This window comes from Streptomyces sp. CHD11 (assembly GCF_018638295.1).
Classification (GTDB): Bacteria; Actinomycetota; Actinomycetes; order Streptomycetales; family Streptomycetaceae; genus Streptomyces.
The window spans coordinates 53,359-72,723 of sequence record NZ_JABTTS010000004.1 but is presented as its reverse complement, the minus strand read 5'-3'; the positions used below and the strand labels follow the sequence as shown (position 1 = coordinate 72,723).

Annotated in this window: 17 protein-coding genes and 2 tRNA genes; 10 read left to right on the top strand and 9 right to left on the bottom strand. The window is 71.0% G+C overall.

Translation table 11 applies throughout. From position 1 onward, the window contains the following. Positions 1–160: 160 nt before the first annotated feature. Both HTV45_RS05900 and HTV45_RS05895 read left to right on the top strand, forming a co-directional pair. A complete protein-coding gene (locus HTV45_RS05900) occupies positions 161–1,138 on the top strand; it encodes a sugar-binding transcriptional regulator (RefSeq protein WP_215204537.1) in 978 nt (325 codons plus the stop codon). An 822-nt stretch (positions 1,139–1,960) separates the two neighbouring features. Continuing rightward, positions 1,961–4,600: an AAA family ATPase gene (locus tag HTV45_RS05895; protein ID WP_215204536.1), complete on the top strand. Its 2,640-nt coding sequence runs from the start codon at positions 1,961–1,963 to the stop codon at positions 4,598–4,600. Positions 4,601–5,270: 670 nt separating this feature from the next. On the opposite strand, the gene HTV45_RS05890 is transcribed toward HTV45_RS05895, so the two are convergent. Next, a tRNA-Pro gene (locus HTV45_RS05890) sits at positions 5,271–5,344 on the bottom strand. A gap of 99 nt (positions 5,345–5,443) precedes the next feature. Here HTV45_RS05890 and HTV45_RS05885 point away from each other — a divergent pair. Together HTV45_RS05885 and cobF are read left to right on the top strand one after the other, a co-directional pair. Continuing rightward, a complete protein-coding gene (locus HTV45_RS05885) occupies positions 5,444–5,968 on the top strand; it encodes a DUF309 domain-containing protein (RefSeq protein WP_215204535.1) in 525 nt (174 codons plus the stop codon). Positions 5,969–6,026: 58 nt separating this feature from the next. Then, positions 6,027–6,800, top strand: coding sequence for a precorrin-6A synthase (deacetylating) (gene cobF, locus HTV45_RS05880; protein ID WP_215204534.1), 774 nt, complete (start codon positions 6,027–6,029; stop codon positions 6,798–6,800). Positions 6,801–6,964: 164 nt separating this feature from the next. On the opposite strand, the gene HTV45_RS05875 is transcribed toward cobF, so the two are convergent. Continuing rightward, complete coding sequence (locus HTV45_RS05875; protein ID WP_215204533.1) at positions 6,965–7,714, bottom strand: cobalt-precorrin-6A reductase; 750 nt, start codon at positions 7,712–7,714, stop codon at positions 6,965–6,967. Positions 7,715–7,833: 119 nt separating this feature from the next. Between HTV45_RS05875 and HTV45_RS05870 the strand changes: the two genes are divergently transcribed. After that, positions 7,834–9,285 (top strand): diacylglycerol kinase family protein, encoded by a 1,452-nt coding sequence (locus HTV45_RS05870; RefSeq protein ID WP_215204532.1) that lies wholly within the window; start codon positions 7,834–7,836, stop codon positions 9,283–9,285. Here the strand turns inward: HTV45_RS05870 and HTV45_RS05865 are convergent. Both HTV45_RS05865 and HTV45_RS05860 read right to left on the bottom strand, forming a co-directional pair. Continuing rightward, entirely contained in the window at positions 9,271–10,044 is a 774-nt protein-coding gene (locus tag HTV45_RS05865; protein ID WP_215204531.1) for a sulfite exporter TauE/SafE family protein, read from the bottom strand. The genes HTV45_RS05870 and HTV45_RS05865 overlap by 15 nt on opposite strands. A gap of 76 nt (positions 10,045–10,120) precedes the next feature. Further along, complete coding sequence (locus HTV45_RS05860; protein ID WP_215204530.1) at positions 10,121–11,308, bottom strand: thiolase family protein; 1,188 nt, start codon at positions 11,306–11,308, stop codon at positions 10,121–10,123. A gap of 307 nt (positions 11,309–11,615) precedes the next feature. Between HTV45_RS05860 and HTV45_RS05855 the strand changes: the two genes are divergently transcribed. The 5 genes from HTV45_RS05855 (at position 11,616) to HTV45_RS05835 (ending at position 14,628) form a co-directional block, all read left to right on the top strand. Further along, positions 11,616–12,098, top strand: coding sequence for a Dps family protein (locus tag HTV45_RS05855; protein ID WP_215204529.1), 483 nt, complete (start codon positions 11,616–11,618; stop codon positions 12,096–12,098). 46 nt (positions 12,099–12,144) lie between these two features. Continuing rightward, a complete protein-coding gene (locus HTV45_RS05850; RefSeq protein WP_215204528.1) occupies positions 12,145–12,477 on the top strand; it encodes a DUF3140 domain-containing protein in 333 nt (110 codons plus the stop codon). An 8-nt stretch (positions 12,478–12,485) separates the two neighbouring features. Further along, the gene (locus tag HTV45_RS05845; RefSeq protein WP_215204527.1) at positions 12,486–13,145 is read left to right on the top strand and encodes an endonuclease; all 660 of its coding nucleotides are present in this window, start codon (positions 12,486–12,488) and stop codon (positions 13,143–13,145) included. 111 nt (positions 13,146–13,256) lie between these two features. Next, entirely contained in the window at positions 13,257–14,069 is an 813-nt protein-coding gene (locus HTV45_RS05840) for an SAM-dependent methyltransferase (protein ID WP_215204526.1), read from the top strand. Between the two features lie 31 nt (positions 14,070–14,100). Beyond that, positions 14,101–14,628, top strand: coding sequence for an NUDIX hydrolase family protein (locus tag HTV45_RS05835; protein ID WP_215204665.1), 528 nt, complete (start codon positions 14,101–14,103; stop codon positions 14,626–14,628). 9 nt (positions 14,629–14,637) lie between these two features. Here the strand turns inward: HTV45_RS05835 and HTV45_RS05830 are convergent, their stop codons facing one another. The 5 genes from HTV45_RS05830 to HTV45_RS05810 form a co-directional block, all read right to left on the bottom strand. Next, on the bottom strand, positions 14,638–15,816 hold the full coding sequence (locus tag HTV45_RS05830) for an ABC transporter ATP-binding protein (RefSeq protein WP_215204525.1): 1,179 nt from the start codon (positions 15,814–15,816) through the stop codon (positions 14,638–14,640). Between the two features lie 25 nt (positions 15,817–15,841). After that, positions 15,842–16,675 (bottom strand): carbohydrate ABC transporter permease, encoded by an 834-nt coding sequence (locus HTV45_RS05825; RefSeq protein ID WP_215204524.1) that lies wholly within the window; start codon positions 16,673–16,675, stop codon positions 15,842–15,844. Continuing rightward, positions 16,675–17,583 carry a carbohydrate ABC transporter permease gene (locus HTV45_RS05820; RefSeq protein WP_215204664.1) on the bottom strand — a complete coding sequence of 303 codons (909 nt, stop codon included), beginning with the start codon at positions 17,581–17,583 and terminating at the stop codon, positions 16,675–16,677. Before HTV45_RS05820 ends, HTV45_RS05825 begins: the two co-directional genes overlap by 1 nt. A 5-nt stretch (positions 17,584–17,588) precedes the next feature. Continuing rightward, on the bottom strand, positions 17,589–18,869 hold the full coding sequence (locus tag HTV45_RS05815; RefSeq protein ID WP_215204523.1) for an ABC transporter substrate-binding protein: 1,281 nt from the start codon (positions 18,867–18,869) through the stop codon (positions 17,589–17,591). A gap of 288 nt (positions 18,870–19,157) precedes the next feature. Further along, positions 19,158–19,231: transfer RNA gene (locus HTV45_RS05810), tRNA-Pro, on the bottom strand. Positions 19,232–19,365: the final 134 nt, after the last annotated feature.

Sequence of the window (19,365 nt, the reverse complement as noted above, 5' to 3'; positions counted from 1 at the left end):
GGTCCTTGATGCAGGTAGGCGCAGGCCCGAACTGGGTAGGCGCTGTCGGTGTTCTGCCGGGTGGCGCGTTCATACCCTTGGCCTTGTTCCGACGTTGCCCGCTCCCCCACCGGATGAGGGGTGACAGAGCATCCGCACCGCGCCTCAGCAAAGGATCCGTATGCCCGGGGATCACGACACCGTTTCCGAGCCGGCGACCGACGTGCTCCTCACAGCATCCATCGCCAGACGGTTCTACATCGAGAACCGCTCCAAGACCGAGATCGCCGACGAGTTCATGATCAGCCGCTTCAAAGTGGCTCGCATCCTGGAAGCGGCCCTGGCCCAGGGCATCGTACGGATCGACATCAGCGTTCCGGCCGAGATCGACCTCGCTCTCTCGCTGGAACTCCAACAGCGCTTCGGGCTGGCGCATGCGACCGTGGTCGCCATCGCCGCGGAGGGCGGGGACGAGGTGCGCCGCGAGCAGGTCCCGCGGTGGCTGGGCGCGGCGGCCGCGCGGCTGCTGTCCGAGATCGTCGAGCAGGGCGATGTCGTCGGGCTCGCCTGGGGTCGTTCGGTGAACGCCTGCGGCGAGGCCGTCACAAGGCTGGCTCCCTGCGACGTGGTTCAGCTGAGCGGTGCCCACCCGGAGGAGTGGAGCGACGACAACGCCGTTCTCGCGGTACGGCGGACCGCCATGCTCAGCGGCGGCAGGGCCTTCCCCCTGCACTCCCCTCTCGTCGTGCCGAACGCGCTGACGGCTTCCATCCTGGGCAGGCAGCGGGAAGTGGCCGAGACGCTCAGGCAGTTCGACCGGGTCACCAAGGCCGTGGTCGAGATCGGGGCCTGGAAGCCGACGTTGTCGACGGTCTATGACGCGCTGACGCCCTTGGAGCGCGAGACCTGCCGCAACCTGGGAGTCCGTGCCGAGGTCTGTGCGCATCTTCTGGACGCGGGCGGCAGCGTCGTGGAAACGGCTGTCGGAGACCGTATGGTCTCCATCGGGATCGATCAGCTACGGAAGATTCCGGAGGTGATCGGTGTCGCAGGAGGCGAAGGCAAGGCCGAGGCGATGCAAGTCGTTCTCGAGTCCGGGATGCTCACCGGGATCGTCACGGACACCTCCACCGCGCGCAGCGTCCTTCGCCTGCCGTGACTCCGCCCGGCTGCCGTCGGGCCACAGGGCCGCCTGAGGCGGCAGAAGTCACTTGAAACGGACGACACAATACGCCCTGCGTTGGCCGGATCCGTCTCGACCTGCTTTTAGAACCGGCGCATGTGATTCTGTCGCAAGTAAGCCAGAACGTGGTTCTTGAGCTTCTGCTTGCCTTTTTCCGGGATCATCTCGGCGACGGCCTCGCCCGATTGATACACACTAAAAATAAAAGAGCGTACCCCTGTGCCCCTGACTTTCCCGCGACAGGGCGTCGTCGGAGTGGGAGTCGTACGAGCCGGGCCGGCCATACCTACGGGCGATGCGCGGACACGTCGCGAATTGGGTAGCCCGACAGCTGGAGTGAGCGACGTGATCGCCCCGGCCACCGCATGACACGGGATACTCTGAGTCACACAACATGGCGGCTCGTAAGGGTGCTGCATTCCCAGCCGGGGCGCCGACTGTTGTGGACGCTTTGGCCGGCCGGTCGACCCGTGTGATATCCGCCGGCTACCGGTACCGCTGTTCGTTCCGCGGCTCCGGTGTCGTCGATGTTCCTCGTGGGGGGGAATCATCGGCGGCGGTCGAAGTCGTCCTGGTGGCGGTTCTGTTGGTGACTCCTCCTCCCCCCCGACCGTCTCGTCCGCACCGCCAACTCCCCGGAGGAGTGCGTCACCGGCCTGGGCAACGCCTCCCAACAGCCGAAATACCCAAGTGCGTTGATGATGTGCGGGTCCTGAGCACGGTCCAGGTCCGTCGTACATGCCGGGACCTTCCCCGTGCCGCTTCAGCATGCCCTGCGGAAGCTGCCAAAATGACGGTATGAAATTACCTCTGCTGGAGCGCGAGGCCGCTCTCGCCACCCTGGCACAGGCGGTCGAGGGCGCGGTTCAGGGATGTGGCTCGGTGGCCCTCGTCCACGGCGAGGCGGGAATCGGCAAGTCGAGTGTCGTCGCCGCCCTGCGCGACCGCCTGCCCGACGGTGTACGCATGCTGGCCGGCTGCTGCGACGACCTCACCACACCCCGTGTCCTCGGTCCCTTCCGGGACATGGTCGGCAGTGTGGGTACTGCCCTGACCAGCGCCCTGCGCGGCGGGGTCGACCTGGAGGAGTTGCTGCTGGAGCTGCGGACGGAGCTCAGCGCGGCAGGGCACGCGACCGTGCTCGTGGTGGAGGACGTGCACTGGGCCGACGACGCCACGCTCGATGTCCTGCGTTATCTGAGCCGGCGGGTCGGTGATCTGCCGGTCCTCCTGCTGCTCACCTACCGGGACGAGGAACTGTCGTCGGATCACCCCGTGCGGCTGCTGCTCGGGCAGGTGGCGTCCGCGGTCGACGCGGAGAGACTGCACAGACTGCCACTCGAGCCGCTCTCCCCGAACGCCGTACGGACACTCAGCGACTGCGGGGACCAGGAGGCGAAGCAGTTGCACTCCATCACCGCCGGCAACCCGTTCTTCCTCGGCGAGCTTCTCGCCGAGCGCGGTGCGGAGGAACTGCCCCCCACGGTGGTCGATGCCGTGCTTGCCCGCGTATACCGTCTGCCGCTCCCCGTCCGGCACTGCCTCGAAGCCCTTTCCGTGATTCCCACCGCGGTGGAACGCCCGCTGGCCGAAGCGCTCCTGGGCGACGCCGTCCAGTCACTGACCGTCGCGGAGGAACGCGGCATCATCATCGTCACCCCACGCCAGATCTCCTTCCGGCACGAGGTGAGCAGAAGAGCGATCGCCGACGCCCTGCCCGTGACGCGGCTGGCCGAGTACAACCGCCGGGTCCTGACAACGCTGTCGACCGCGGAGCACGCCGACCTCTCCAGGCTGGTCCACCACGCGGTGATGGCCGGGGACCAGGTGGCGGTCGCCCGGTTCGGCCCCCCGGCCGCCCGGGAAGCCGCCCGCCTCGGCGCACACCGCGAAGCGGCCGCCTTCTACCGGTCGGTGCTCGAGGACCACGCTCTGTTCACCCCAGCCGAACGCGCGACGCTGCTGGAGGAGTACGCCTGGGAATGCCACACCGTCGGTGACGGGCCCACGGCTGTCACGGCCCAGGAGGACGCCACGGAGCTGTACCGCGGCCTCGCCGACAAACCCGCCCTCGGCGCCGGACTGCACAAACTGTCCTCCATGTACTGGTGGAGTGGTCGGCGCGCTGCCGCGGAACAGGCCGCGCAGGAGGCGGTCGAGACCCTGGAGGGCACCGGGGACCAGATACTGCTCGTGCACGCCCGCAATCACCAGACACAGTTGCAGGTGCTGGCCGACCATCATGCCGAAGCCGCGGTGTCCGCCGAACGAGCCGTAGGGCTCGCCCGGCATTTGAACGCTCCGGGTCTCCTTGCCCATGCCCTGTCCAATCTGGGATGCGCGCGCTGGTCTCTCGGCCAGCGATCGGAAGGGCGCGAACTGCTGGAGGAAAGCCTTCGGGTCGCCCTGTCCGTAGGTGAGACCGCTCAGATCTGCCATCTGTATCTCACCCTTGCCTGGCGCCTGCTGGATGATCTGCTCCTCAGGGAAGCACACCAACTGCTGGACGAGGCGGCTACGTTGGCGGAGGCTTCGGAACACCTGGCGCTGCTCGGGCACATCGAGTTGACCCGGGCCAGTGCGCAGATGGCCCTCGGTTCCTGGGACGAAGCGGTACGCACGGTCAGCTCGGACCGGTTCGGAGCGGCCCCTCAGACGCGCGGCGGACTTCTCGCCATCCAGGGCTGGGTCCGTATCCGACGAGGTGAGGAGGGTGGCGAGGAGCTCCTGGAGCGTGCCCTCGCCATGGCCGAGCCGACCGGTGAGTGGCAGCGCATCGGGCCACTCATGACGGCTCTCACCGAGGCGGCCTGGCTGCGCGGTGACAGTGAAGCGGCCCGTCGGTACGCCACCGCGGCCTACGAGCCGATGCGCCGTACCGGATGTCGTCTACCGACGGCCACGATGACGTACTGGCTGGCCAAGTGTGGTATCCCTCCCGATCCGGACGATACAGCCGATCCGGAGCACCCCCATGTGCTGCAGGCGACGGGACGCTGGCAGGAAGCCGCCGCGGCGTGGAAAGAGGCGGGACTCGTCTACGAGTACGCCACCGCGCTGGTCGACAGCGACCGTCCGGAAGAATTGCTCACCGCTTTGAACATTCTGGACGAACTGAGGGCAAAGCCTCTGGCCCGTATGGTCCGTGCCCGGCTGCGTGCCCGTGGTGTGTCGCAGGTCCCACGCGGTCCCGCCCCCACGACGCGCAGGAATCCAGCAGGCCTGACGCGGCGCCAGGTCGAAGTCACCCGGCTGGTCGGCCAGGGCCTGACCAACGCACAGATCGCCGACCGGCTCGTGCTGTCGGTCCGCACCGTCGACAACCATGTCGCCGCCGTGCTGGAAAAGCTCGAGGTGAGAACCCGCCGGGATGTGCGGCAACGGGCAGCGGAACTGAACCTGTTCATGGAGGAGCACGGCCAGGCCGCCGACCGATGACCAGCGAACCGAAGAGTGGCGGGATCTGCCGGGATGTCCTCGGCGACACGGACTGCTCCGCCGGCGACGCCCGCCGAACACTCCGTGAGGGCCGGCACCGGCTGTTCCTCAGGCCCGTCCCACCACGGCCGGCCGTCCCGGGCGGCTTCACCCTCGACGGCTTCACCACCGACACCGCCGACACCAGGGACCCGTGCACGGCTGCCCCCTTGCGTCAGAGGTGCGCCAATAGCCGAAGCCGGACGCATCCCGACCATCCGCGCGCAGCACGACCTCCAGGCAGCCGCCCGTCACCAGGCCGCCACCGGCCCCCGCCCGGCAGGCCGACTGCCGCCGTCGGCGGCCCCCGGTCGAACGCGCCGTCGCATGGCCCGTCCACCACGGCGAACTCCAACTCCGCCACCGCGGCACCATCCGGCTCCCTGCCCGAGCCGCCGCCCTCGGCCTCCGACGACTGATCAACCGCGGACTCACCCACACAAGTGGCACCTGAGGCCTCGCACCGGCCGGTTCATGACCGGAGAGCTGGCCGGCCTGAGGGCCGGGCAGCGCTTCACCAAGACCTTCACCGGCCTTCTGGACCACCGGCTCCCCCAGTCGTCCCCAGGGCATACGCCAAAGGGCCCGCCGGATTCCTCCGACGGACCCTCTGACCTGCGACTTCCGCAAGTCGGGACGACAGGATTTGAACCTGCGACCCCTTGACCCCCAGTCAAGTGCGCTACCAAGCTGCGCCACGTCCCGGTGTGCTCACGTGGGGTGAACCGCGTGATCACGCGAGGATCACTTTACCCCACAGCCGTGACCGCTCCGAAGCGGGCCCGGACGCGGGACAATCGGCGTATGGGAAGCATGGACGACACTTCCCCGCGCCGGACGTCCACCGCGCGGGACCGGGACACCGAGGGACGGGCACGCAACGCGCGGCCCCGTGACGGACTCGGACGGCCGCTGCCGTACGGCACCGAGGGCGTGGCCCGGCAGCCGGAGGGGGTGGTGCGGCGGCCGGAGGAGAGCGTGGCGGAGGCACAGCGGCTGCTGGACGAGGGGAAGCCGTTCCACGCGCACGAGGTGTTCGAGGACGCCTGGAAGTCGGGGCCGCAGGAGGAGCGTGAGCTGTGGCGGGGGCTGGCCCAGCTCGCCGTGGGGCTCACCCACGCCGCGCGGGGGAACGTCACCGGCGGGGCGCGGCTGCTGCGGCGCGGGGCCGGCGCGGTGGAGGAGTGGGCGGCCGGGGCCGGCCCCCGGCCGCACGGGATCGACCTTCACGGGGTGATCGCCTGGGCCCGGGACCTGGCCTCGGAGGTGGAGCGGGGCGCCCCGGTGGACGCGGGGGCGCGGGCGCCCCGGCTGCGGTCCGTCTCCTGAGTCCGGAGCGGTCGGGTGCGGTGTACGCACTGTCAGTGCCGTGCGGCAGACTCGGGGCGTGCGAGAGATTCACGTCATCGGTATCGGTGCGGGCGACCCCGAGCAGCTGACCCTGCAGGCGGTCAGGGCGCTGCGGGACACGGACGTCTTCTTCATCCTGGACAAGGGGGAGGCGAAGGCGGACCTGACCGGGCTGCGCCGGGACCTGCTCGACGCGCACATACCGGGGGGCGCCTACCGCGTCGTCGAGGCGCGTGACCCGGAGCGGGACCGGTCGGCGGGCGGGTCCGCCTACTCCCCCGCCGTCGGCGACTGGCGCAGCGCCCGCGCTGACATCTACGAGCGGCTGATCGCCGGGGAGCTGGGGGAGGACCAGACCGGTGCGTTCCTGGTGTGGGGCGACCCGTCGCTCTACGACAGCACGCTGGGGATCCTCGAGGAGGTCCGGGAGCGGGGCCGTGTCGCGTTCGACTACGACGTCGTGCCGGGCATCAGCAGCGTCTCGGCGCTCGTGGCCCGGCACCGCACGGGGCTCAACCGGGTCGCCCGCCCGGTCCAGATCACCACGGGCCGCAGGCTCGCCGAGGGTTTCCCGGAGGGTGTGGACGACGTGGTGGTGATGCTGGACGCCCACCAGGCCTTCCGTGCGTACGCCGACCAGGACATCGACATCTACTGGGGCGCCTACATCGGCACTCCGGACGAGATCCTCGTCTCGGGCCCGCTCGCCGAGGCCGCTCCGCGCATCGAGCGGTTGCGCGCTGAGGCCCGTGAGCGCAAGGGCTGGATCATGGACACGTACCTGCTGCGCCGCAGGCCGGCCGGGGACTGAACGGCCGGACGGACAACCGGGACCGATCCGGCCTGCCGCACCCGGCCGGCCGCCGGCAACGGCGGATCGGAGCCGGGCCCCGTCCCGCTCGCCTGCGCACCCGCGCGGGACGGGAGTCGCGCGACCGGACGGAGAGGCACGGGGCCGGACGAGAGGCGCTCGGGTCAGGGGCCGGCGAGGGCGTCCAGTGCGCCCAGGGCCGACGGTACGTCGCCGACCGGGGTGACGCCGTCCGGCAGGGGCGGGCGTCGTACGACCACGACCGGGAGGCCGAGATCGCGCGCCGCGCCGAGTTTCGCCGAGGTCGCCGCGCCGCCGCTGTCCTTGGTCACCAGTACATCGATGCGATGGTCGCGCAGGAGGGCCGTCTCACCGGCCACGGTGAAGGGGCCCCGGGCGAGCAGGACGTGGGTGTGCGCCGGCAGGGGCGGCTCGGGGGGTTCCACCGAGCGTACGACGAAGTGGAGTCGCGCCAGAGGGGCGAAGGCGGCGAGGCCCATCCGGCCGGTGGTGAGGAACACCCGGTCCCCGAGCCGGGGCAGCAGGGCGGCCGCCGCCTCCAGGGAGGGAACCGGGTGCCAGCGGTCCCCCGGTCCCGGCCGCCAGCCCGGGCGGCGCAGGACCACCAGAGGGACGCCGGTGGCGGCCGCGGCGCGTGCCGCGTTCGCCGTGATCGTCCCGGCGAACGGATGCGTCGCGTCGACCAGGGCGTCCACACGCCGCTCGCGCAGCCAGGCCGCCAGTCCCTCCGCTCCGCCGAATCCGCCCACGCGTACGTCACCGGCGAGCGCGCCGGGCCGGCTCACCCGCCCGGCCAGGGAGGTGGTCACCCGGATTCCGGGCCGGCCGGTCAGGGCGGTGGCCAGTGCGCGTGCCTCGGTGGTGCCGCCGAGGACCAGGACGTGCGGGAGCATGGGCGTGAGAGTACGGGCCCGGACGGCGCGTCCGGCACCGGACCTCCGCCGGTGATCGTCATCCGGCCGCACGCATGTGCGTACACGCCCTACGATGACGCCGGGCGACTGGAGGAGTCATGGCCGTGGACTGGAGCGAGCGGGGCTATCACGCCCAGCGCTGGGCGGCGCGGGGGGCGCTGGCCGCCGCCGCGGCCGCGATCACGACCCCCTTGGTCTACGGCGGGCTGCGCGGTCTGCTGCTGCTGGTGTGCGGGGTGGCGGGGCTGGCGCTCAGCGCGGCCGCGGTGTGGTGGACGCTGACCCTGCGGGGACCGCTGCGGTGGGTGTCGGCGCTGATCGCCGTGTGTGTCCCCGCCGCTCTGCTGACCCTGTTCGCCGTGACGCTGTTCTGGGCGCTGCTGGTGTCCGTGGGCCTGTGGGGTCTGGCGGTGTGGAGCGGCAGATACGCGCTGCGCGGTGCGGGCGGCGGGCACGCCCCGATGCGGGAGCGGCGGCTGCCGCCGCCCCGCAAGCCGGTGCTGATCATGAATCCGCGCTCCGGCGGCGGCAAGGTGGGCCGGTTCCGGCTCCGGGAGAAGGCCGAACGGCTGGGCGCCCGTGTGGTGCTGCTGGAGCCCGGCAAGCAGCACGACGTGACCGGGCTGGCCCGTGCCGCCGTGGCGGACGGGGCCGATCTGCTGGGCGCGGCCGGCGGCGACGGCACGCAGGCGCTGGTCGCGGCCGTGGCCGCCGAGCACGACATCCCGTTCCTGGTCATCAGCGCCGGGACCCGCAACCACTTCGCCCTCGATCTCGGCCTCGACCGCGGGAACCCCGCCGCCTGTCTGGACGCGCTCACCGACGGGGTGGAACTCCGTGTCGACCTGGGGTTCGCCGGGGAGCAGCCGTTCGTGAACAACGCGTCCTTCGGGGCGTACGCGGCGATCGTGCAGAGTCCCGCCTACCGGGACGACAAGATCGGCACCAGTCTGGACATGCTGCCGGAGCTGCTCACCGGGCAGCAGGGGCCCCGGCTGGTGGTGCACGCGGGGGACACCACGCTGACCGCTCCGCAGGCCGTGCTGGTCAGCAACAATCCGTACCGCACCGGCGACCCCTTCGGGCTGGGCCGGCGTGAACGGCTCGACTCCGCCGCGCTCGGTGTGCTGGGAGTCAAGTTGGAGGGCGCCGTCGGCGCCGCAGCGCTGCTGCTGAACCCGGAGCCGAGCGGGCTCACCATTCTGACCGCCCCCGAGGTCCTGATCGAGGCGGACCGGGAGGAGATCGAGGCCGGCGTCGACGGCGAGGCCATGGTGCTGCCCGCCCCCGTCCGCTGCCGCATCGCACCCGGTGCGCTCCGGGTCCGGGTCCCGCGCAGGCGGCCCGGTGTCACCGCGGGCCCGCCACGGCTGGACTGGCGGCGGCTGCGCAAGCTGGCGGCGACGGTCGGCCGTACCGCCGCGCCGAGCCGGCTCCACCGCCCGCACGCCGTCGGGCCGTCCGGGTCCGCACGGCCGGACCCGCGGCACGCGGAGCCGGGTCCGGGTGAGCGGAACGAGTCGGCCGGGTCGTCCTCAGCTCACCAGTAGCTGCACGCCGCCCACCACGGTCGCCGCGATCACCACCCGCTCGAAGAGGCGCTGGTTGATCCTGTTCACGGCCCATCTGCCGAGCAGCGCACCCGGCACGACGAACAGCACGAGCGCGGCGTCGAGCAGCAGCGAGTCGGCGTCGATGAGGCCGAGCCCGGCGCTGAACGGCAGCTTGGAGGTGTTGACGATCAGGAAGAAGAACGCCGACGTTCCCAGGAAGCCCAGCTTCCGGAAGCCGGCGGAGAGCAGGTACAGGGACATCACCGGACCGCCCGCGTTGGCGACCATGGTGGTGAAGCCGCCGAGGACACCGTAGGAGCGGGCCTTCGCACGGCCGGCCCTGGTGGTGACCTCCTCCGGTTCTTCGCCGGCCCCGGCCGTGCGCCGCCGCCACACCGTCACGCCGGCCATCAGCAGCAGGATCGCTCCGATCGAGGACCGTACGACGCCGTCGTCCGCCCACGTCAGGAACACGGTGCCGGCGACGACGCCGGCCGCGACCGCCGGGAACAGCCGCCACAGCGTGGGCCAGTGGGCGTGCCGTCGGTAGATGAGGACGGCGAGCACGTCCCCGGCGATCAGGATGGGCAGCAGGACGCCGGTGGAAGCCTTGGCGGGCAGCACGGCGGCGAAGATCGCCAGGCTGACCGTGTTGGCACCGCTGACGGCGGTCTTGGAGAAGCCGACGAGCAGGGCGGCGAAGGCGAGCGCGGCGAATTCCCAGCCGCCCAGGTGCCAGAGGTTCATGATGTTCATCGCGGGGGCCGATGCTATGCGCAGGCAGCGGACCCGGGTAAGGAGCGTCTCGCCTGATGGTTCCGGGGTGGGGTGCTCAGTGCCGCTCGACCAGCACTGCGCTGCCCTGTCCCACTCCCACGCACATCGTCGCGAGCCCGCGTCCGGCGCCGGTGCGGCGCATCCGGTGCAGCAGGGTGGTGAGGATGCGGGCGCCGGAGCAGCCCAGCGGATGGCCCAGGGCGATCGCGCCGCCGCTGGGGTTGACCAGGTCGGGGTCGATGCCGAGCTGGTCCACGCAGGCGAGGGCCTGGGCCGCGAACGCCTCGTTGAACTCGGCCTCCTCGACGTCGCCGATGGTCCAGCCGGCGCGGGCGAGTACCTTGCGCGTGGCGGGGACCGGGCCGATGCCCATGACGTCGGGGTGGACACCCGCGGAGCCTCCGGCGACATAGCGGCCCAGCGACTCCAGTCCCAGTTCGTTCAGTGCCTCCTCGCTGACGAGGACGAGGCCCGCCGCGCCGTCGTTCATCGGGGAGGCGTTGCCCGCGGTCACCGAACCGCCGGCCCGGAAGACGGGCTTCAGCCGGGCCAGCTTCTCGGCCGAGGTGTCCTCGCGGACGCATTCGTCGGTGTCGACGACCACGCCGTCCGGGCGGGTCACGGGCAGGAGTTCGTCGTCGAAGTGGCCGTCCCCGCGGGCACCGGCGGCCCGTCGGTGGCTGCGCAGGGCGAACTCGTCCTGGCGTTCGCGCGCGATGCCGTACCGGGCGGCGACCTCCTCGGCGGTCTCGCCCATGGCGAGCAGGCCGTGCAGTTCCCTCATCGCGGGGTTGACCAGCCGCCAGCCCAGTCGGGTGTCGGCGGTCTCCATGCGGTGCGGCAGGGCCTCGTCGGGGCGGGGCAGGACGAAGGGGGCGCGGCTCATCGACTCGGAGCCGCCCGCGATCACGATGTCGGCCTCGCCGGCCGCGATGGTGCGGGCGGCGGCGGTGACCGCCTCGAGCCCGGAGGCGCACAGCCGGTTGACCGTGGCGCCCGGGACGGACTCGGGGAGCCCCGCGAGGAGGGCGGCCATGCGGGCGATGTTGCGGTTGTCCTCGCCGGCCTGGTTGGCGGCCCCCCAGTAGACGTCGTCGACGCGGGCCGGGTCCAGGGCGGGGACGTCCGCGACCAGGCCGCGGATCACGGCGGCGGCGAGGTCGTCGGGCCGTACCGCGCAGAGGGCTCCGCGCAGTTTGCCGATGGGGGTGCGGCGGGCGACCGCGAAGTGGACGGGACGCACGACAGGTCTCCTGACCCCGCGCCGGCCGTGGTGCCGTGTCCGGCCGTGACCGGTGGCGCCGTGACCGGCGGGACTCCTCGTGATTAGCACTGCTAGTTTTGGACTATAGACCGGCGGCGGGCGCCCTGGGAAGGTCCCGGCCCCACACCCCCTCGGGTTTGCTCCGGAGGGCCACGGGCACCCGCGCGTTCACGGAGTGGTCGCGGAGCCCGGCCCACACCGGTGAGGACCTCGGGTTCCCCCGCGGGGCCGACAGGGCTCCGCTCCGCACCACCACGGACGAAACGAGATGGAGGAACAGCACTTCATGACCGTCGTGAGGAGCACCCTGCCCGACGAGGCCCGCCGGATATCCTGCGAGGCGCTTCAGGACACCCTGGTGGACCTGCTCGGGCTGTCACTGATCGGCAAGCAGGCGCACTGGAACGTCGTGGGCCCGCGCTTCCGTTCCGTGCACCTCCAGCTGGACGAGGTGGTGGCGGCCGCGCGCGCCCAGGCCGACACGGTGGCCGAGCGGGCCGCCACGCTCGGCGTGCCGCCGGACGGCCGCCCGGAGACCATCGCCAAGGTCTTCTCGCTGCCTGCCCCGAAGGAGGGCTGGCTGCGCGACTCGGAGGCCGTGGAGGTGATGACGCAGGCGCTCGGCGCGGCGGTCACGCGGCTGCGCGAGCGCATCGATGTCACCGAGAAGGCTGATCCGGTCACCCAGGACCTGCTGATCTCGATCACCGCGGAACTGGAGAAGCAGCGCTGGATGTTCGAGGCGGAGAACCACCCCGGCGGGTCCTGAGCCACCGCCCCAACGCACCGGAACACACGTACGTAAGAGGCACATCATGAGCGACGCCCTCGAAATGGACGCGCTGTGGGAGGACTTCCACCGCGTGGTGAACATGACCTCGGCGGAACTGGCGGCCTGGCTGCGGGTGAGCGAGGCCGGCGAGACGACCGAACCGCTGCCCGACCGGGCGGGCCCGGAGACCGGGCAGCGTGTCCTCGCCATCCTGCAGAAGCGGCGCACCGACCTCACCGAGGACGACCTGCGGGTGATGGAGGAGGTCGTGGACGCCGTCACCGAGAAGGCGGACCTGGAGAACGAGCCCGTGGCCGAGGACACGGACCGCCGGCACCGCCTGATGACGCTGGGCCACGACCCGCTCAAGGGCTAGGGCCGGTGATGCCCGGCAGGGAAGAGCAGCGGGCCGTGCTGCGGGCCCTCGTCGACGCGCACGGCGAGACGTACACGGAAGAGACCGGCATCCGGCTGCGGGACACTCCGCAGCCGCTGTACCGGCTGCTGGTGCTGGCCCATCTGCTGAGCGCCCGCATCAAGGGGTCGATCGCCGTGGCCTCCGCCCGTGCCCTGCACGAGGCGGGGCTGCGCGATCCCCGCCGCATGGCCGAGGCGGACTGGCAGGACCGGGTGGACGCGCTCGGCCGCGGCGGGTACCGGCGGTACGACGAGCGCACCGCGACCCAACTCGGCGATGCCGCGCGGCTGGTGACCGAGCGCTGGGGCGGCGACCTGCGCAGGCTCCGCGAGGAGGCGGACGGTGACGTCGGCGAACTGCGCCGGCTGCTCCGGTCGTTCCCCGGCATCGGTCCCACCGGTGCGGACATCTTCCTGCGCGAGGCCCAGCACGTCTGGCCGGAGGTGGCCCCCTACCTGGACGCGAAGGCCCTCCAGGGCGCCCGGCGGCTGAAGCTGCCGCGGGACCCGGAACGACTGCTGGGCCTGGCGGAAGGCACCGAACCCGCAGTGCTCGCGGCCGCGTTGGTGCGGGCCGCGATCGACAAGGACGTGGCCGGGGACTCCCTGAGCCGGACCGCCTCCTGACGCGCCCGCAACCGCGTTCCCCCTCTCCGCCGTTCACGGGACAACGTGATCATCCCGAGGCACAATGGCGGTGGCGCGACAGCGCCGGACGGGCGAGGAGAGGGAGCAGACGTGAGTGAGAGCCGCACCCCGCCGGGCGGGGCGGCACGGCTGAACACCGCTGTGGCACACAACGCGCGTGTGTGGAACCACTGGATCGGCGGCAAGGACAACTACGAGGTCGACCAGCGGGTCGGCGACCACGTCGCCTCGATCATCCCGGTCATCCGCGACATCGCCCGCGCGGACCGGGACTTCCTGGGCCGGGCGGTGACGTATCTGGCCGGTGAGCGCGGAGTGCGGCAGTACCTCGACATAGGTACCGGACTGCCGACCGCGGACAACACCCACGAGATCGCGCAGCGCATCGCGCCGGACTCGCGGATCGTCTACGTCGACAACGACCCGATCGTGCTGGTGCACGCCCGCACCCTGCTGACCGGCAGCCGCGACGGTGCCACCGACTACATCGACGCCGATGTGCACGACCCGGACGCCATCGTGGAACGCGCCGCGGCGACTCTCGACCTCACCCGGCCCGTCGCGGTGATGATGCTCGGCATCCTCAATTTCGTCCTGGACACCGACAAGGCCCGGGACATCGTGCGCCGGATCATGGCGGCGGTGCCCTCCGGAAGCTTCCTGGTCCTCACGCACCCCACCTCCGACGCCGAGGTCGGCGGCGAACTGCAGGTGCCCGCCATGGAGTTCTGGAACGAGAACGCCACTCCCCCGATCACCGCCCGCGGCGCCGCCGACCTCGCCACGTTCTTCGGAGGGCTGGAGCTGGTCGAGCCCGGCCTGGTGTCCTGTTCGCGATGGCGTCCCGCGCCCGGCTCCACCCTCGTGGTGCCGCAGTACGGCGCGGTGGCCGTGAAGCCTTGACCGCTGAAAGTATGATCAAGCAATGTCTGACATGACCGAAACCACGCCAGGCTGGCTGTCCTCCGACGACCTGGAGATGGCGCGCGCCCGCATGCCCATCCTGTACGTCGAGGCCGTCCCCGTGCGTGTCGACGACAGCGGTGAAGTCATCAGCGTGGGTCTGCTGCTGCGCATCGGGCCGGACGGAACGGTCAGCCGGACTCTGGTGTCCGGCCGGGTGCTGCACCACGAGCGTGTCCGGGACGCCCTGCTGCGCCATCTGGAGAAGGACCTCGGCGCGGTGGCGCTGCCCCGGGTACCGGCGTCGCTCCAGCCGTTCACGGTCGCCGAGTACTTCCCCACCCAGGGTGTCACCGCGTTCCACGATCCCCGTCAGCACGCGGTGTCGCTGGCGTACATCGTGCCGGTGGCGGGCGACTGCCGGCCCCGGCAGGACGCGCTGGACCTGGTGTGGTTCAGCCCCCGGGAGGCCCTGTCGCCGGCGGTGCAGAGCGAGATGCCGGGAGGGCACGGGGTGCTGCTGAAGCAGGCGCTGGCACACGCGGGCTGCGTGATCTGACGCCGGCCGTCAGCGCTCCGGGTGGGTGAGGTTGCTGCCCGTCGACGGGTCGAAGACATGGGCCTTGGACATGTCGACGCGCAGGTCGACGGGGGCACCCTCGCGGGCACGGGTGGCGGCGTCCAGCCGGGCCACGATCTGCTGTGCCGCTCCGGCGCCGGTGTCCCGCAGGCCCGAGTCCGTGGCCAGTTCCTCCAGTTCGGCGCTGCTCACCGGTCCGCCCTCGGCCTGGAAGTAGACGTACGCGTCGGACCCCAGCGACTCCAGCACGTCCACGGTGGCGGTGACGACCGGTCCGCCCGTGTCCCGTGCCAGGCTCGCGTCCTCGAAGGCCTCGGGGCGCAGGCCCAGGATGACCTCGGGGGGCGCCTGGCGCTGTTCCAGCGTCCTGCGGGCGCGGTCGTCAAGCGGCAGGTCGCCCAGCGGGGTGCGCAGGCTGCCGGCGGACAGGGAGGCGTTGAGGAAGTTCATCGCCGGGGAGCCGATGAAGCCGGCGACGAACAGGTTGCGGGGCATGTCGTAGAGCTCGGCCGGGGTGCCGATCTGCTGGACCAGGCCCTGCCGCATGACGACGACCCGGTCGCCGAGGGTCATCGCCTCGGTCTGGTCGTGGGTGACGTACACGGTGGTGGTGCCCAGGCGCCGTTGCAGCCGGGAGATCTGGGTGCGCATCTGTACCCGCAGCTTGGCGTCCAGGTTGGACAGCGGTTCGTCCATGAGGAAGGCCTTGGGGTCCCGGACGATGGCCCGGCCCATGGCCACCCGCTGGCGCTGGCCGCCGGAGAGGTTGGCGGGTCTGCGGTCCAGGAAGTCGCTCAGGTCGAGCACCCGGGCGGCCTCCTCGACCTTGCTGTCGATGGTGTCCTTGTCCACCTTCGCCAGCCGCAGCGGGAAGCCCATGTTCTCCCGCACGCTCATGTGCGGGTAGAGGGCGTAACTCTGGAACACCATGGCGACGTCGCGCTCCTTGGGGGCGAGGTCGTTGACGACCCGGCCTCCGATGCGCAGGGTGCCCTCGGTGATGTCCTCCAGGCCGGCGATCATGTTCAGAGTGGTCGACTTGCCGCATCCGGAGGGGCCGACCAGGATCACGAACTCGCCGTCGGCGATGTCGAGGTCCACGTCCCGCACGGCGAGGGAGCCGTCGGGATAGCGCTTGGTGACTCCCTCGAGAACGATCTCGGCCATGGCTGCTCTCTCCTTGCCTTCGTACTCATCCCTTGACCGCGCCGGAGGTGAGTCCGGCGACGATCCGCCGCTGGAAGAGCAGGACGAAGATGATGATCGGGACGGTGATCACCACGGCTGCGGCGGCGATCGACCCGGTGGGCTGCTGGAACTGCGAGCTGCCGGTGAAGAACGCGATCGCGGCGGGCACCGTACGCGCGGACTCGGTGGAGGTCAGCGAGATCGCGAAGAGGAAGTCGTTCCAGCAGAAGATGAACACGAGGATGGCCGTGGTGAAGACGCCGGGAGCGGCCAGCGGCACGATGACGAGCCGGAAGGCCTGCGCGGGAGTCGCCCCGTCCACCTTGGCCGCCTTCTCCAGGTCCCAGGGGATCTCCCGGAAGAACGCCGACAGGGTGTAGATCGCCAGCGGCAGCGAGAAGGTCATGTACGGGATGATCAGCCCGAGCCAGGTGTCGAAGATCCCGATGATCCGCTCGATGTTGAACAGCGGCGACACCAGGGAGATCGGCGGGAACATGGCGATGAGCAGCGACATCCCGATGAGGACCCGCTTGCCGGGGAACCGCAGCCGGGCCACCGCGTAGGCGGCCATGGTGCCGAGGATCACCGCGATCACGGTGGCGATCAGGGCGATGCCGATCGAGTTGATCAGCGCCCGGGTGAACTCGGAGGTCGCGAAGATGCCCCGGTAGTTCTCGAAGGTCCAGTCCCGGGGGACGTAGCTGCCGTCGGTGAGGGTGCCCGGGTCCTTGAACGACAGTGCGGCGATCCACCACACCGGGAAGAGGGCGTACAGCACCACCACGACGTTGACCACTGCCCACCGGGTCGCGTGCGTCCTGCCCGCGGCGGCCATCAGCGCTTCACCTCCGCGCCGGGCGCCGCGGCGCCGAACAGCTTGACGAAGGTGAAGGCGATGATCCCGACACAGAGGAAGATCAGTACCGAGATCGCCGACCCGATGCCCAGGTTCAGGGCGGTGAACAGGTTGTCGTAGCCGAGGATGGAGAGGGATCCGGTGCCGTGGGCGCCCGCGGTCAGCACGTAGATGTTGTCGAAGATCCGGAAGGCGTCCAGGGTGCGGAAGAGCAGGGCGACCAGGATGGCCGGTTTCATCAGCGGCAGCATGACCCTGGTGAACCGCTGCCAGGAGGTGGCGCCGTCGACCATGGCGGCTTTCAGCGTCTCCTCCGGGACCAGGGCCAGGCCCGCCAGCAGGAGCAGCGCCATGAACGGGGTCGTCTTCCACACCTCGGCGAGGATGATCAGCCACAGCGCGGGCCACTGTTCGGTGAGCGGCGCGTCGCCCTCGGGCAGCAGCCCGGCGAGGTAGCCGAGGTCGGGTGTCCACGCGTACTGCCAGGAGAAGGCGGCGACGACCGTGACGATGCCGTACGGGATGAGCACCGCGGTGCGCACGGTGCCGCGGGCGAAGAGCGTGCGGTGCATCACCAGGGCGAGGCCCATGCCGAGGACGAGTTCGATGGCGACGGACACGACGGTGAGGAACAGCGTCACCCAGAAGGCGTCCCACCAGAACGGCGAGGAGAGCACCGCCCCGTAGTTGCTCAGGCCCACGAACTCGGCCCGGGCGGGGAAGCGCAGGTCGTAGCGCTGGAGGGAGAGGTAGACGGCGTAGCCGATGGGATAGGCGGTCACGGCGGTCATGACCAGGACGGCCGGTGCGCACAGCAGCCAGCCCAGCCGGCGCTCCTGTCTGGCGCCCGCGGAGAGGGCCTTCCTGTCCTTCGCCGGCCCTGCCATGGTGCTCACGGGATCACACCCTCGGATCGCAGGGCCTGGTCGATCTGTTCCCTGATGGTGTCGACCGCGCTCTCGGGTCTGATCGCCGACGGCGGGGACAGGGTGTGGGAGACGGCGATCGACACGTTCTGGTAGGCGGGCGTGACCGGCCGGACGCTCGCGGATTGCAGGGAGGCCAGGACCTCCTTGGAGAAGGGGTACGCCTTCATGAAGTCGGGCTCGTCGTACAGGGCGCGCAGGGTGGGCGGCAGTCCGCCCTCGAGCGCGGCGGTGAGCTGGTTCTCCCGGTCGCGCAGGCAGAGGGCGGCCTCGAAGGCCAGGTCGGGGTGGCGGGAGTAGGCGCTGACGGCGAGGTCGATGCCGCCGATGGTGGGGCGGGCGGGCCGGTCGGCGTCGATGCGGGGGTAGGGCGCCCAGCGGAAGTCCTCGAACAGCCGTGGGTTGTTGGCCCTCATCGACGGATAGACGAAGGGGTAGTTGATCTCGAAGGCCGCCACGCCGGACTCCATGGCCAGGCGGTTCTGGTCCTCCATCTGGTTGGGCAGGGAGGGGTCGGCGGCCGGGGAGTTCGCGAGGTCGCGCATGATCGAGGCGGCCCGTACGGCGGGCGGGCCGAGCGAGGGCTCGGTGGCGCTCGGGTCGAGGATGCCGCCGCCGGCGCTGTTGACCAGGGAGTTGAACCAGACGGTGAGGCCCTCGTACTGGGCGCCCTGGATCTCCACGTAGTGCGGTTTGCCCTGCCGGGCGAGGTCGCGGGACATGTCCAGCATCTCGGACCAGGTCTTCGGCGGGGTGGGCACCAGGTCCTTGCGGTACCACAGGAGCTGGATGTTGGTGTTGTACGGGACCGCGTACAGCCTGTCCTTCCAGGTGGCCGTCCGGAGGGGGACAGGGAGCGTGCCCTCGGTGGCCCGGCGTTCCGCCTCGCCGGTCCACTCCCGGATCCAGCGGGCTTCGGCGAACTCGGCCGTCCAGGTGACGTCGAGGCCCAGGATGTCGAGGGAGTCGTCCTCGGCGGCGAGCCTGCGCACCAGCTGCTGGCGCTGGCCGTCGGCGGCCCGGGGCAGCTTGTTGTAGCTGATCCGGTAGCGGCCGCCGGAGTCCCGGCCGCACCGGTCGGCGGCCTGCTGCAGAGCGCCGGAGTCGTCCGGGAAGTTGTACCAGTTGAGAGTGGGGCGGGAGGAGGCGTCCTCGTCACCGCCGCAGGCCGCGAGCGCCGAGGCCAGCAGGGTCAGCGCCACCAGCGCCCGCCGCGGTCCTCCGGTCCGTCCGCGCCTCGCGTGCACGCCCTCCCCACCTCGCTTCCGAACGTCGCGGCGCGCGGGTGTCGGATCCCGCGGCAGTGCCTATCGGCGCACGTTAGGCAGCACACAGAGGGACTTCAAGGACATTCAGTGACGATTCACCCGATTGCGCTCAGGGCGCGCGTGGTGTCCGGAAGGGGCCTGACCGTCGCCTCACCGCTCCCTGCCGGCGCGGCCCGCGGACCCCGAGGTTCCGTCAGGTGCGGTGCCCGAACGGCGAAAAGGCCGTCCCGGGTGTCCCGGTACGGCCTCCGACTGCTCCTCAGCAAGTCGGGACGACAGGATTTGAACCTGCGACCCCTTGACCCCCAGTCAAGTGCGCTACCAAGCTGCGCCACGTCCCGTTGCCCGCCTGACCTGGGGATTCCCCCGGCCGAACGCGCACGGAAACCATACCGCACTCGCGGCGGTGATCGCGCATCCGTTTCCCGCCGGACGGCGCTTGACCTGAACCTCGGTTCAGGTTGAACGATGGCGG